This is a genomic window from Pseudoalteromonas sp. Ld20 (assembly GCF_045064175.1).
GTDB lineage: Bacteria > Pseudomonadota > Gammaproteobacteria > Enterobacterales > Alteromonadaceae > Pseudoalteromonas > Pseudoalteromonas neustonica.
Map to the genome: position 1 here is coordinate 92367 of NZ_JBISHB010000024.1, position 14899 is coordinate 107265.

The 14899-nt window shown below is 39.1% G+C and carries 13 protein-coding genes and 1 pseudogene; 6 read left to right on the forward strand and 8 right to left on the reverse strand.

Annotation, left to right across the window (positions count from 1 at the left end; translation table 11 throughout):
• The first annotated feature begins 67 nt into the window (after positions 1–67).
• A complete protein-coding gene (locus ACJJVX_RS01400; protein WP_405629694.1) occupies positions 68–1510 on the forward strand; it encodes a tetratricopeptide repeat-containing sulfotransferase family protein in 1443 nt (480 codons plus the stop codon).
• On the opposite strand, the gene ACJJVX_RS01405 is transcribed toward ACJJVX_RS01400, so the two are convergent.
• Positions 1488–2387 carry an alpha/beta fold hydrolase gene (locus tag ACJJVX_RS01405; protein WP_054454023.1) on the reverse strand — a complete coding sequence of 300 codons (900 nt, stop codon included), beginning with the start codon at positions 2385–2387 and terminating at the stop codon, positions 1488–1490. The genes ACJJVX_RS01400 and ACJJVX_RS01405 overlap by 23 nt on opposite strands.
• A 268-nt stretch (positions 2388–2655) precedes the next feature.
• On the opposite strand from ACJJVX_RS01405, the gene rlmF reads away from it, so the two are divergent.
• Positions 2656–3603 carry a 23S rRNA (adenine(1618)-N(6))-methyltransferase RlmF gene (rlmF, locus tag ACJJVX_RS01410; protein WP_054454021.1) on the forward strand — a complete coding sequence of 316 codons (948 nt, stop codon included), beginning with the start codon at positions 2656–2658 and terminating at the stop codon, positions 3601–3603.
• Positions 3600–3689: pseudogene (locus ACJJVX_RS01415) on the forward strand (beta-eliminating lyase-related protein); the annotation flags it as partial. The gene rlmF and the pseudogene ACJJVX_RS01415, both read left to right, overlap by 4 nt.
• Before the next feature lie 228 nt (positions 3690–3917).
• Here ACJJVX_RS01415 and ACJJVX_RS01420 read toward each other — a convergent pair.
• From ACJJVX_RS01420 to ACJJVX_RS01450, 7 genes are all read right to left on the reverse strand, one after another.
• A complete protein-coding gene (locus ACJJVX_RS01420) occupies positions 3918–4511 on the reverse strand; it encodes a thymidine kinase (protein ID WP_054454019.1) in 594 nt (197 codons plus the stop codon).
• Between the two features lie 54 nt (positions 4512–4565).
• Positions 4566–5048 carry a methylated-DNA--[protein]-cysteine S-methyltransferase gene (locus tag ACJJVX_RS01425; protein WP_170174495.1) on the reverse strand — a complete coding sequence of 161 codons (483 nt, stop codon included), beginning with the start codon at positions 5046–5048 and terminating at the stop codon, positions 4566–4568.
• Positions 5045–6406 carry a DNA-3-methyladenine glycosylase 2 family protein gene (locus ACJJVX_RS01430; protein WP_405629696.1) on the reverse strand — a complete coding sequence of 454 codons (1362 nt, stop codon included), beginning with the start codon at positions 6404–6406 and terminating at the stop codon, positions 5045–5047. Before ACJJVX_RS01430 ends, ACJJVX_RS01425 begins: the two co-directional genes overlap by 4 nt.
• Positions 6407–6491: 85 nt before the next feature.
• Entirely contained in the window at positions 6492–7103 is a 612-nt protein-coding gene (locus tag ACJJVX_RS01435; protein ID WP_054454015.1) for a superoxide dismutase, read from the reverse strand.
• A gap of 29 nt (positions 7104–7132) precedes the next feature.
• A complete protein-coding gene (locus tag ACJJVX_RS01440; protein ID WP_054454013.1) occupies positions 7133–7639 on the reverse strand; it encodes a hypothetical protein in 507 nt (168 codons plus the stop codon).
• 82 nt (positions 7640–7721) lie between these two features.
• A complete protein-coding gene (locus ACJJVX_RS01445; protein WP_054204999.1) occupies positions 7722–8216 on the reverse strand; it encodes a GNAT family N-acetyltransferase in 495 nt (164 codons plus the stop codon).
• Between the two features lie 46 nt (positions 8217–8262).
• Positions 8263–13020 (reverse strand): PAS domain-containing protein, encoded by a 4758-nt coding sequence (locus ACJJVX_RS01450; RefSeq protein WP_405629700.1) that lies wholly within the window; start codon positions 13018–13020, stop codon positions 8263–8265.
• Positions 13021–13446: 426 nt separating this feature from the next.
• On the opposite strand from ACJJVX_RS01450, the gene ACJJVX_RS01455 reads away from it, so the two are divergent.
• The 3 genes from ACJJVX_RS01455 to bfr (ACJJVX_RS01465) all read left to right on the forward strand — a co-directional run bounded on the left by ACJJVX_RS01455 (position 13447) and on the right by bfr (ACJJVX_RS01465) (position 14852).
• Positions 13447–13719 (forward strand): hypothetical protein, encoded by a 273-nt coding sequence (locus ACJJVX_RS01455; RefSeq protein WP_054205001.1) that lies wholly within the window; start codon positions 13447–13449, stop codon positions 13717–13719.
• A gap of 184 nt (positions 13720–13903) precedes the next feature.
• Positions 13904–14377: a bacterioferritin gene (bfr, locus tag ACJJVX_RS01460; protein ID WP_054205002.1), complete on the forward strand. Its 474-nt coding sequence runs from the start codon at positions 13904–13906 to the stop codon at positions 14375–14377.
• 10 nt (positions 14378–14387) lie between these two features.
• Positions 14388–14852: a bacterioferritin gene (gene bfr, locus ACJJVX_RS01465; protein WP_054205003.1), complete on the forward strand. Its 465-nt coding sequence runs from the start codon at positions 14388–14390 to the stop codon at positions 14850–14852.
• Positions 14853–14899 lie beyond the last annotated feature (47 nt).

Here is a 14899-nt window from a genome sequence, read left to right on the forward strand (position 1 = left end):
GGCGAAATGCTCAAGACATTTCGCCTTTTTCGTTTTATAGTAACTAAAAAACAAATAGCTATAATGTATGCTGCTAAAAAAAGCCAACCAATTACTTGCCGACAACCGTTTAAAAGAAGCTGAATTTCACTTTAAAACCTTACTCGATACGGATCCCCAAAACGGTGAAGCTTTGTTTGGCCTTGGCCGTATTGCACTTAGGTTAGAACGTTTTGATGCCGCAGTATATTTACTACAAAGATCCTGTGAACGATTGCCAAACATGCTTGAGCCATTGCATGCCTTAGCGGACGCATTTAACGGCGTAAACTCCCCCAATGATGCACTTAAAGTACTTGAATACGCAAAAGCATTGGCAAGTCATAACCCTGAGCCACACTATTATCTTGCCCAGCATTACTTAACCCATGGGGAGCTTGATAAAGCACACACCACTTTTGCGCAAGCCCTCAGCCTTGGGCTCTACCCAGTTACAGCGTATATTTTACTTGAATTAGTGCAATTAGGACGATTTGATAAGCAACATAATTATACCAGTAATTTGCATCATCTTTTAACGCAAACAAATAACCTACACTTAAAAATGATCTGCTATTACGCATTAGCAAAAAGCTACGATCAACTAGATGATATTGAACAGGCAACCAATTACTATACCCTTGCAAATAAGCTACAACGCCAGCTAAGTGATTTTAATACAGATGAATTAACCGCATTTTATCAGCAAATTATTGCGCATAATCCAGTTCCCTTGTTTACGAATATAGAACAAGGATTTAAAGGCACTATTACACCGGTGTTTATAATTGGTATGCCGAGATCCGGCTCAACCTTACTTGAGCAAATTTTAGCAAGTCATAGTGAGTTTGCCAGTATTGGCGAAGATACCAGTATCAGTAATCATGTCGTGGCATTTATTGAGCAACAAACGAAGCTTCCCTACCCAGAATGTTTAACAGCCTTAACGCCCACATTAATTGAACAAGGCCGTGCTATTTATACAAATAGGCTCAAACAAGCGAAGCCAATCCGCGCTTTTATGATCAATAAGCTACCAGCTAATTATCAATCATTAGGACTCATTAAGCGCTTATTCCCCAATGCCAAATTTATTGATTTAAAACGTGATTTTAACGCCACAGCTTGGTCTGTATTTAGTAACTACTTTGCAGAAAATGAGCCTTATTTTTGCTCAGTACCTGAGTTTAAAACTTACTATGATCTTTACCAAACACTTATGGCACATTGGCACAATGCTCTACCCAAGTCGATTTTTACACTTGAGTACGAGCAATTAGTTAGCAACCCGAAAGAACAGCTCAGTCAATTGTTTGGATTTTTAGGCTGTAATTTTGAGCCCCAATGTCTGGATTTTTATAAATCTAAAAAACCAGTTTCCACACTAAGTAAACACGCAATACGCCAGCCCTTAAATAACAAGGCCGTTGAACGTTGGAAACGTTTTGAAGCCCCGTTGCGTCAATTGCTTAATACGCAGCAAACCAATTAACTAAATCGGTAAATTGATCCGCTTTTGCGTTAGGATGAGTCAGCATATTAATGTGATCATAATCAAATTGATGGCCGTGCTTACGCCCATAAATACGTAAGTCTTGCACGCCTTTACCTGACTCATCAATGAACTTTTGAATGTCAATAGGTTGAGCAAGCGCCTTATCTTTAACACCTGCAATATGCAGTGTCGGTGGCAAGTGCATCTCACTCACAGCCGCGCCGTAATCAAAGCCATCATCAGAGTCAATCCACGGTTTTTTCTTTGCCCATTGCATACTTTGATAATGCGATTTTTTAGTCTCATCATCACTGCCCCATTTAAGTTTTTTAGCCGGTAAGTAGCCATGCTTGTTAGCTAAAATTGGCGCTAAAAAATACCAAATAACATTCCCTTGAAAGTACTTTTTAGGGTGATGATTATACAATGAGCGTTTAGTACCAAAATACGCACACGCTTTAACATCCGCAATATAGTGCGGAAATCGAGCAAATACGCTGTTCATCAATACGCCTCCCCACGAATGAGCAACCCAATATGCAGGTGGCTTGCCTTCTAGTTCAGCTATTTTATCTATGAAAGCGGGTATATCCTCGGTAATCGCCTCTGTTTGACCATAATGCGCATGCTTTGAAATACCCGGTTTACTTTCGCCTCGACCACGTAAGTCAGCCACATAACAAACATAACCTTGTTCAGCTAAAAATGGAGCCAATCCTTTATTACTATGTGTATAAAAAATCTTGCCATTTTCAACTGCACCATGCACAAATAACACTGCAGGGCCTTGGCTATTTGGGTTATATATACGTCGTAAATGCAACGTTTGTTGGTCGGCTAATTTAATAAAAACCGACTCTTGTTTAATTGTCATCAAATTACCTATTATTATTTTTAAAGCCCAACTCATCCTACCAGTAAATACACGCTAATATAAGCATGTATACCAAATGACCTCAAGATGCGAACGTCATTGGAATTAAAAGCAATTTAGACAAGGCATTGATTGTAAAGTAAGGCCTTGATATTAAGTCCCCGATGAAATGATGAATTTTGTATACTGGGGCGGCTTAGGGATATTTACACCTTAAAATAAATATCTGTTAAACTAATCACCCTGTTTACTCTGCTAGCTATCAATCATGAAATCAGTGCCTAAAAAAGCCAAACTACACCCACGAAACCGCCATAACCAAGGTTACGACTTTGATCACCTTATAACGGTTGAACCTGCATTAAATGTCTTTGTTTCACTCACTCAGTATGGCGAAAAGAGTATTGATTTTAGTGATAATAAAGCAGTCAAAACCCTTAACCAAGCGCTACTAAAAGCATATTACAAGGTCGACTTTTGGGACTTCCCTGAGCATAACTTATGCCCACCAGTCCCTGGACGCGCTGATTATATCCATTACTTAGCTGATTTATTAGCCGCCGACAACCAAGGCGCGATCCCACAAGGTCGGCAAGTAAAAGCCCTTGATATTGGTACCGGCGCGAATATTATCTACCCATTACTTGCAAGCCACGAGTATAACTGGAGCATGACAGGCAGCGATATTGATCCTGCGGCTGTAAAATTAGCAAAACAAATAGTGCAGTTTAATAATCGTAAAATCACTGTGAAAGTTCAAAAACAGCCTGAGCATATTTTTCAGGGCATTATCAATGCCAAAGATTTATTTCATTTAACACTATGTAACCCACCATTTCATGCCAGCGAACAAGAAGCGAAACAAGGCAGTGATCGTAAATGGCGTAATTTGGGCAAAACCCCGACAACTAATTTAAATTTTGGTGGCCAAAATAACGAACTATGGTGTGAAGGCGGTGAAGCACAATTTATTACGACCATGATCACAGAAAGTGCTTTATTTGCAGAGCAGTGCCTATGGTTTACATCATTGGTGTCTAAAAAAGAAACTTTGGTAACACTGCAAAATGAACTCGCTAAGCACCCAGTTGCAGATGTTAAAATAATTGAAATGGCTCAAGGTCAAAAAGTAAGTCGATTTATTGCTTGGAGCTATTTTGACGAAGCAACTCGCAAAGAAATTTGCCAAGAATTTACACCCATGGAGACACCATGATCGATTTTCGTTCTGATACAGTCACAAGACCTTGCGATGCAATGCGTAACGTGATGTTCAGTGCACCTCTGGGGGATGATGTATACCCAAACCTGAGGGATCCCCACGAATATTTATTTATGTAATCCCTCAATATTGACTGTTAAATTTGAGAGTTCGGACAATACATCAATGTTGCTGATCACATCGATATTAATACCATTGCTCTGGTGTTAAAAGAGCGGGGAATTTTAATAAGCCCGAGTAAAACCTTACGTTTAGTTACGCATTTGGATATTACTCGAGCCAACATTGATACATTTATTGAGGTGATATCAAGCGCTCAAGCGCTCCATATTTAACGCTGCTTTATAATGCTTGCGGCACACTGATACATATCGGTCGTTGCCGCCTATTTCTACCTGGTTGCCATCGGCAATTGCATTGCCATCTTCGTCTGTTCTCAATACATGATTAGCTTTACGGCCGCAATGGCACACCGTTTTCAATTCAATCAGTTTATCAGCCCATGCGAGTAAATATTGAGAGCCGCTAAATAACTCGCCTCTAAAATCATTACGCAGCCCATAACACAACACAGGAATGCCCAAGTAATCCACTACATCGGTCAGTTGCATGACTTGTTCTTTTGATAGGAATTGGCATTCATCGACAAGTATACAATGGCGCTTTTTTTCGCTGTTTAATGACTTTATTAAGTCAAATACATCTTTATTTGCATCAAAAATATGCGCTTTAGCCTCAAGCCCTATACGTGATGACACCTTACCCACACCCGCGCGATTATCTATGGCAGCCGTTAATATTACGGGCTCCATACCTCGCTCGCGGTAATTAAATGCTGATTGTAATAATGTGGTGGATTTACCTGCATTCATCGCAGAATAATAAAAATACAGCTGAGCCATAAAAATGCCTACCAATAAAAAGTGCGCTAATGCTACATCAAATAACCCATAACATCACCCCTGACTTGGGTAACCTTCGTGTTTAAGTAACCATTGTTTACGCTCAAGCCCACCAGCGTAGCCAGTTAACTTTCCACTGGCACCAATAATTCGATGACACGGCACTATTATGCTAATAGGGTTTTTACCATTTGCAGCACCCACAGCTCGTACCGCCTTTGGGTTACCAATAGCGCGAGCTATATCGCTGTAACTTTGTACTTGCCCAAATGGCACATTTAACAATGCCTGCCATACACTTTTTTGAAAATCAGTGCCTTTGGTATCTAAGTTAATAGTGAAAGTGCGCCGCGTATCATTAAAGTATTCATCAAGCTGACTTATGCACTGATGTATATGAATATTATTTACATCTTTCAATATCTGTTCTGGGTATTCTTTTGTGGGGTAAAAGCCAACATAACTCACTCCTTGCTCAGTCGCTTGAATTATAATGTCATCGAGTGGGCTGGCGATCTTAATTTGTACAATACTCATAATAATTGCTGCCATAGTTGAAATGTTAAATATGAACGAAATGGTGCACACAGTTCATCATTAAAGGGCTTTGCTGCTGCTTGCGCTTTTTTTACTCCCAAGTCACCCGCGAGTAAAATATCAGGCTGGCTTTGCCCCCTAAGTTTTGCGTAATTGACCGTCCAGGGGCCTATACCTTTTAACCCTAACCATTCATCCAACTGTTCGCAATCAGGATTATCAGCACAAAATTGGGCTAGCGCACGTAATGCGTTTTTACGAGCCTGCGGCATTTTAAAAAAATCTAACTCACTGTTTGCAACCTCTTGCGGGTGAGGAAAATAAATACGGTCTTGCTCTTTTTCACCTAATGCTTGAACTAATTGCGCCACTAAGTTGTGTGCAGCCGTTACACTCACCTGCTGACCTAGCACAGCCCGAATGCCCGCCTCAAACGTTGACCAAATACCCGGTAATCGTAACCCTGTTGTTAATTTAATTGCGCCGTGAGTATGTGTCTCAAGGTGATCTTCAATTAATGTAGTATCCGCATCTAAATCAAGTATACGGCGTATCTGAGTTAAAATGGGGTGTAAATAACGCGGTTCATCAATATCTATTGATACTAAAAAATGATGTTTTTGTTCAATAAACTCAGCCGTAAATTGCCCTTTACAACCATGCGTATTAAAACTTCGTCCATAACTATTATCACTTAACCATTCCATAGGTGATATAAGCCTGCGCGCTAAAAACTGATGTAATGCAGCCCAATTATAGGGTGGCCTAAAAGGCAATTTGATCGTCAATGTGGGGTTACTTGGTTTATTAGTTGCGCGCATTTTACTGGGGCAAATATGCAGCTGCTGTAAAAAGGCATCATTAAAACGGCGGATACTGCTAAAGCCCGATGCAAACGCAATTTGCGATACGGGTAAATGTGTTTCTTGCAGTAATTTTTTAGCAAAATGGCATTGATTAAATAGTCGATACTGGGTGACTGAAATACCAAAATACTGCATAAATAAGCGACGTAAATAGCGGCTGCTAACACCTAACCGCGCAGCGAGTTGTTCACAGTTTTGTGGCTGGATTAAGTTTTGATCAATTAAGTATTTTGCACGTAATGCGCTGGTTTTGGTTCCTTGCCATGCGCCACTACCTGGGGCACTGTCAGGGCGACATCGTATGCAAGGCCTAAACCCTGCTTGTGCAGCACTATGCGCATATTGATAGTACTGAACATTGTGTTCTTTGGCCGTGGGGGCGGGACAAATTGGTCTGCAATAAATACCGGTACTTTTTACCGCAATAAAAAATACGCCGTCAAAGCGATGATCGCGACTTTGACGGGCACGTTGCCAATGGCTATTATCCATGGAGCTCTCATAACTAACTTTATCTATCAATTAGATTACGTGAAAAACCATACATTACTAGCCATTTTCGGCACTCAATAAAATGTTATGAAATAGCGTCTAGATAACGTCGTTCCACTTCATTCCAATTAATCACATTATAAAAAGCGGCGATGTATTCTGGGCGGCGATTTTGGTATTTCAAGTAGTATGCATGTTCCCATACGTCTAAACCAAGAATAGGTGTATTACCATGCATTAAAGGGCTGTCTTGGTTTAAGCTGCTTTCCACGATTAACGTTTTATCTGCAGTCACACTTAACCATGCCCAACCACTGCCAAAACGACTGACTGCCGCAGCGGTAAATGCCTCTTTAAAGCTGTCAAAGCCTGCAAGCTGCTCAGTGATAGCATCAAATAAAGTACCTGTGGGCTCTCCCCCACCATTTGGACTCATAACAGTCCAAAATAACGAGTGGTTTGCGTGACCGCCACCATGCTCTTGCACAACCTTATTTAATGGGCTTGCTATTGTATCAATATTACGTAATAGCTCATGCACATCCGTATTAGCATACTCAGTATTTTCTAATGCAGCATTGGCTTTATTAATATAAGTTTGATGGTGTAATGTGTGGTGAATCTCCATAGTTTTTGCATCTAAGTGCGGCTCTAATGCATCATATTCGTAAGGTAACGCGGGTAATATAAACGCCATAATTGCTCCTTTGGGCTTGCGTAACGTGATCAATGTACTGTGGCAGTATGATCCGGGGTATAACTTAAAGTGTGGTTAATTTTTTCAATTAGTTGCGGGCAGTGGCTGTGGCTTTTTGCAAATTGCACAAGCTCTGTATACGTTTTGTGATGATGATGAGCAACCACGGTGCGTATGGTATTACAAGGGTGCTCAATTAAATGGCTCAGTGTTATATGAACATCACATAACCACTGGCAAGCTTGATCTGATTGGCTCATCGCTCGATAAGTGTCAGCTAAATTATGTGCCGCCACAACCAGCGCAGGGCAACAATGCTCTATGGCTGCAATGACTGACTGGCACGTTTGTGCTTGACTAAACTGACTTAATAAGTGAGATGCTAAAGTATGTGCGGTGGTGTATTTATCGCGCGCTTCCAACAAGGCACCACGTTCAAACGCATAATTACCCGCCATTATATTAGATTGCCAAGGGCTGAGTGCTTGATCTACCTGTGGAAGTTCGGCTTTATTACTAAGCTGGGGATGTGCCATAAAAATCACCTGCGCAAAATTAAATGATGTGCATAATCTACACATCATAACAACTTAATACAAATGATTTTTATTTATATTGCTATTTATTTTCTGCGAAATCTATTAATGCTTGACCAGTTAAACGATAAATTATCCACTCATTTTGAGGCTCAGCGCCCATGCTATTATAAAAATCAATAGCTGGCTTATTCCAATCAAGAACCACCCATTCAAAACGGCCACACTCTTTTGCTATGGCTTGGCGTGCAAGATGTTGCATAATGAGTTTACCCGCTCCTTTACCGCGGCTATCGGGGCTCACATACAAATCTTCTAAATAAAGGCCATTTTTGCCAAGCCACGTGGAATAATTATAAAAGTAAACAGCAAAGCCAATCGGTTCATCGCCATCTAAACAAATAACGCTATGGGCTGTTGCGCCATCACTGAATAATGTTTTTAAAATAGCTTGTTCATCTGTTTTAACTGCATCAGGCTCTTTCTCATAAATTGCCAGTTCGGTAATAAAATGCAAAATAGTCGCAGCGTCGCTTGGTAACGCATCGCGTAATATTATCGATGTAGAATTAGTCATGTACTGAGGTCACCTTTGTATGTGAGTATCTGTTGGAATAAAAAGCTCAATGATATTGTTCAAGCTTTTCTTTGAGGGTTTGTAACTGAATCGGCTTGGTAAGATAATCATCCATACCCGACGCTAAGCACAACTCTTTATCTTCATCCATTGCATTAGCAGTTAATGCAATAATAGTGATTTCTTGATGCTTTGTACCTGCATTTCCTTGGCGTATTGAACGTGTTGCATCAAAGCCATCCATAATCGGCATTTGACAATCCATAAGCACCAAATCAAAAAAGTGTGCGGGCTTTTGTGCCAAAATATCAACCGCTTCTTGGCCATTTTCAGCCAACGTTACCTGATAATTTAATTTACTCAACATAAGTTGAGACACTTTTTGATTGATCAAATTATCTTCAACTAACAATAAATGATGTGTTGGATCCTGTTTAGTGTTGCGCAATGAAGAAATATAACCCGAGGTTATCATTGGTAAATCAAGTGCTTTATCTTTATCAGTGATCACTGCCATTGCAGAAATTAAATCGGCCGTGGTGATTGGCTTTGGAAAATACGCTTGGAAACCAGCATCACTATAGCGCTGCGCGCCTTCTAATCCTGCAATACTCGTCATCATAACTAAAGGCATGGCTTTAAAATGCTCGTTTGCTTTTAACAATCGGCACAATTGGATCCCATCCATTTTAGGCATTTGCATATCCAGTACTGCGATATCATACAAGAGATCTTTATTATCAATACACGTTTGGCACATAGCCAAAGCCTGTTCAGCATCGCAAGCTAAGGCAACCGATGCCCCCCAGTGGGCCAATTGTTGACTAATTACCAACCGGTTTGTTTCATTATCATCCACAACCAGAACACGTAATTTATGCATATCGATTGTTGGAATACTGCGTTCTTGTTCGGTGCCTAACTCTAGCATAACTGTCGCCGTAAATTCACAGCCATTGCCAACTTCACTGTACAAGGTAACAGCCCCGCCCATCAACTCACATAACTGTTTGCATATGGCTAAACCTAAACCTGAGCCGCCGTATTCACGCGTAGTCGAGGCATCCACTTGTGAAAATGGGCTAAACAAACTTTGCTGCTTGGCAAGCGGTATACCAATACCCGAGTCTTTGACCTTGATGCTCAATTGGTACTGTTGATCAATGTTTTGCACAGCTGCAGTGATAACAACTTCCCCTTGAGAAGTGAATTTTACTGCATTGCTAAGTAAGTTTGTCAACACTTGGCGTATTCGCCCAGGGTCACCTTTGAACTGAGATGGCACTAAAGCGACTAAATCGAGAATAATCTCTATTTGTTTTTCTTGCGCCTTTAGCGCCTGCGATTCAGCTACCTCACCAATCAAGTCTCTGGCATTGAAATTAATTGATTCTAAATCAATTTTACCTGCTTCGACTTTTGAAAAATCTAAAATATCATTGATCACGGACAAAAGTGAATGCGCACTATTTTTAGCAATCCCCACTTTAGTTTCAACAGGTTTGGTTAATGGTTCAAGTTCTATTAGCTCTAACATACCCAGTACACCATTCATTGGCGTACGTATTTCATGACTCATAGTTGCTAAAAACTGACTTTTAGCAAGTGCAGCATCATTTGCTTTGGCAAGTGCAACTTTTAATTCTTCCGCTGTTTTCTTACGACTTTGCGACATCAAAACACTGCCAACCAATGTAGCTAAAGAACGCAAATAAGTTTCTTCATTTTGGCTCCAATTATGCTGTTCTCCAACACTCTCAGCACACAAGACACCTAAAATCCCTTCACCTGTTGAGATCACTGCATCCAACATCGATTTGATATTCAACGGCCTTGAATAATCTTTTACAAAATCTAATGATGCGTGGTGAGTGTCCACGTTATCTATTGCGACTAAGCCATTTTCAAATATCGCTTTAAAATAATCAGGGTACGCTGTGATATCTAAACACAAAGTATCTTGCGCAAAACCAGAGCCATCTACATATAAACTCACGCAATGCATTTTATTGGTGCCGCGCTCTAATATCCATACAGATGCACGCTGCACGTTAAGTACATCACACATAGATTGTGCGACTAAATCTTTAACCGCGCTAAAATCACCCGCTAATACGTCAGGAGAAACCGTTATACTTGCTAAATTAGTATTATATTGGTTGGTTTTTTCACTTTCTAACTCTAATCGTTTGTAGGTATCTATATTTTGAAAAGAACCATAAACACGAACACAGCGTTCATCTTTTAATTCAACTTGCCCTATCGATTTAACCCAACGTTCTTTACCTGTTTGTGTAATGATGATCAGTTCAACATCCCAACTATTGCCACGAATAACCGCATTTTCGAACAGTTCACTAATTTTGTCTCGGTGTTCGCCTTCCTTATAAAAGTCTAGTGCCTGGGTTATGACTGGCTCAAAATCATCACTTACTTCGTGAATAGCTTTGACTTCTTCAGACCAATAAATCGTATTCGCTTCTAAGTCGACTTCCCATGCACCAATTTGCCCTTGCTTACTCATTGTTTCGAGTAAACTTTGCTGACGATATAATTGCAATTGAGTATTGTAGCGCTCAGTTATATCTAAAATAAAACCGTCTAGATAAAGTACATTCCCTTGTGAATCATATACTCCTTGACCTTTTTCATGTACCCAATGAACATTACCATCTAGTGCAATCAGCCTATATTCCACAGACCAAGGCAGTTTGAGTGCAACCTGTTCATTTATTACTGTTTCAATGTGTTGAACATCGTCAGGGTGCACTATTTGTGCAAAACTTAATTGGTAGTTATCTACAATATCAAAAGGCTCATAGCCGGTAATCGCTTTAGTCTGGTCGCTCATATATAGCATTGTCCATTGCTTATCATGTTTACATCGATAAACAATGCCTGGAATATTGCCCACCAAAGACGCAAATCTATCGCGACTTTGCTGAAGTTGATATTCAGTTTCCTTGTGTGCCGTAATATCTAAGTGAGTGCCAATCATACGTTTTGGTGTGCCGTCGCTATTCCATTCAACAACACGGCCTGTATCTAAAATCCAAACCCATTGACCATTTTTGTGCTTCATACGTGATTCGGCAACATAGTTGTCAGATTGACCACAAAAGTGCTCAGTTAGTTTTTTCTCTGATACGATAGCATCATCTGGGTGAACATTATCTAGCCAAGTATTAATCGTCGTTGGTTCAAGCTCTTTTAAATCATAACCAATTATTTCAGCCCAACGATTGTTAAAGTAAACCTTACTTGTATCAATGTACCAATCCCATACACCCACTGCGGTACTATCTAGTACCAACTCTAGTTGTGTTTTATGCTGCTCTAACTCCATTTCTTGAAGTTTTAAGCTTGTGATATCAGTACGAATAGCGATATAACTTTGCGGTTTGCCTTGTTCATTTAAAAATGGCGCTATTGTTGTATCTAACCAATATAACGCGCCACTTTTATTACGGTTACAGATCTGCGCATGCCAAACATTACCCTTTTCCAACGTGTTGTACATATTTTCAAAGAAACTTCTTGAGTGAGTTCCTGAATTCAATATTCGATGATTTTGGCCCAGTAATTCAGCTTCTTCATAGCCACTTATTTCGCAAAACTTTTTATTAACAAAAGAAATAGTCCCTTTTATATCTGTCACGGCCACAATCGCATGCTCATCTAATGCACTTTTTTGTTCCGCTAATTCTTTTAAGGCAAGCTGTAATGCAGCACTTTGCTCTTGTAATCGTGTTTGATGCTGCGCCTTTACCGTTATCAGTTGCTCTAAATCAATGGATAATTGGTTTAATTCACTAGAGTCATTGAGGATCGGAATATTTTCTCTAAGTCCCTGCGTCACTTGCGTTGTTGCATTCGCCAGTACTATTAATGGGTTTGATAGGCGTCGACCAAACCACCATGAAAGCATCAAAATAACCAGTAATGCAAAACCATTTAACCATACTGCAAGCTTTTTATATTCAGTAGCACCTTCAAGCATCACTGCAGCGGGTTTTTCTACCACGAGTTGCCAACCTGTGGCGTTTAAAAAGTCTAAATCACTTAAAATGGCGTAATATTTTGCACCATCCGTTTTGGTATAACTAAACACCTTGTCTAATGGTTGCTCATCAGTCAAATTTTCAGTAAAGCTCAGCCCGCCATCAGTATCAGTGTTTTGAACCAATTCACCATTTTTAATAATATAAAATGTAAGCTTTTCGTTTATATCATGTATATGCGCTAAGTTTTTAAGTAGGCCTTGGAAATTAACGTCAACAAGAACAATCGATTTTAAACGTTGATCCCCTTCACCCATTGGCAAAGCAATAAAGTGATTATGGGCTTTTTCACCTAACACAGACACAAACACACTCGGTTTACCTTGTTCAATTTGAGCCAACATAGGAATGAGTTGATCTTGATGCAAATGAGAAAATAAACCATCTGTGACAGGGATTGGGGTATTAATAGGGTTTGCGAGTATATGAATTTGATTTACAAAATCATAGCGCCCTACAAATTCGTTAACTAATAATTGTTTATGAAGTGGGCTGTGACGTAATTGTTCGTTTAATAAATATAAATCTTTTATATGATCTGCAAACCAAATATCTGCAAATTGTTTACCAATACTACTTAGCTCTCTGAGCTCTATGCGGGCACTTTTATCCAGAGAATTAGTAACGTGTATAAAGCTGAACCACGAAAGCAAACATAAAGGTGCTAAAGAGATTATAATAAAAGTAACAATCAACTTACTTCGGATTGACTGCACTTTACTATCTAACACACTTTTTTTCATTGCTTTCCCTATCCCAACCTTCGGTTTTAACTCAACTTTTATTGTTAATATATTAAGGCATTAAATACTACAAGACGCAAGCTTATACGTCTCATGAATAGGCTTAATATACAAAAACTCATTAATTATTTTTACTTTAGCTGGGCGATACAGGCAAAATACTTACAAGCTATGATTGCTATAAAGAGCAAGCTAACAACGCAGGGGTATGTAACTTTAAGTATAAATTTAACATCGGTGGCTTGGGTATACGAACACTATGGTCGTTAATGGCATTAACGCCTGTATTTTTTACTATCAACGATCTTTACTTTTTGGCACAAAAGGTACACTAAGCACTTTTGATGGACTAAATACCCCGCAAACTTTATTTTTCCGATAATCGCTTTTACACTTATTAATCAACAAGTGTAAAAGGACTGCACGATGAAGTTTGTATTGTCTATTTTAATAATAAACCACCTCTGCTTTTTGGGCTTTGAATACGCAATAACTTCAATGCTAAATGATCAAATAAGCTCATCAAGCGCATCGAGCTACGCTAAACTTTATGTCATTTTAGTTTTTCCTGTTCAATTATTACTAGAACTTACATTTTTTATCGCCATGCTCTATCAAGCCTTCATTGTTTTTAAGTGGCGAGCAAATGGCACATTATGGATTGGGTTTATAGCGACTTTTTTAATGGTCATCTTTTAGCGTGTCACTGTTAGCCTCACTTAAAAGAGAAATGCAAATACAAAACTGTTCATAAACCAACCATTAACGCAAATTTAAACGAGAATCAAACTCAATATTAACCATATGATTTAAAAGGAAAATACTTGCATTTATGTCGATATAGACTAAACTTGTCACAATTATGATTTAAAGGTACGCCATTATGAAAGGTAATCAAAAAGTTATCGACAGCTTCAATAGGTTGTTAGCAAATGAACTTGCTGCAATCGATCAGTATTTTATCCACTCTCGTATGTATGATGATTGGGGCCTAGATAAACTTTATGTACGCCTGAATCACGAAATGGAAGAAGAGAAAGACCACGCTGATTGGCTAATCAAACGTATTTTGTTCCTAGAGGGTGTACCAAATATGACTAAACGTCGTGATCTTATTATTGGTCATGATGTAAAATCTATGATGCAAAATGATCTAACACTTGAACTCGAAGTAGTTGCCTGTGTTAAAGATGTTATTGCAACATGTGAAGAAGAAAAAGATTACCAATCACGTGAAATACTTGAAAAGCTATTGTTTGATACTGAAGAAGATCACGTTTACTGGCTTGAACAACAACTTGGTTTGATTGATAAAATTGGTAGCCAAAACTATCACCAATCACAAATGGGCGAATAGGAGCTAAAATATGAAAGGTGATAAAGACGTTCTTATTGCATTAAATAAGATACTAGCCAATGAGCTTGTGGCAATAAATCAGTATTTTTTACATGCACGTATGTTTAAAGATTTTGGTTTTAGTGTGCTGGATAAAGCAGACTACAAAACTTCAATTCAAAAAATGAAAAATGCAGACCGTTTAATTGAGCGTATCTTATTTTTAGAAGGCTTACCGAATCTACAGGATTTAGGTCGTTTACGTATTGGTGAAAATAGCGAAGAAATGATTGCAGCCAATATGAGTTTTGAACTTGATTCACTTGTTGATTTAAAAGAAGCGATTAAACTTGCTGAAAGTAAAAAAGATTATATTAGCCGCGAAGCGCTAGATAATATTTTAACTGAACAAGAAGAGCAAATTGACTGGTTAGAAACACAACAGCTGCTGATTAAGAGCGCAGGCATTGAAAACTACTTACAGTCGCAGATGTAACATTATCTGACACTAAAAAAAGCAGCCTTGGCTGCTTTTTTTATATG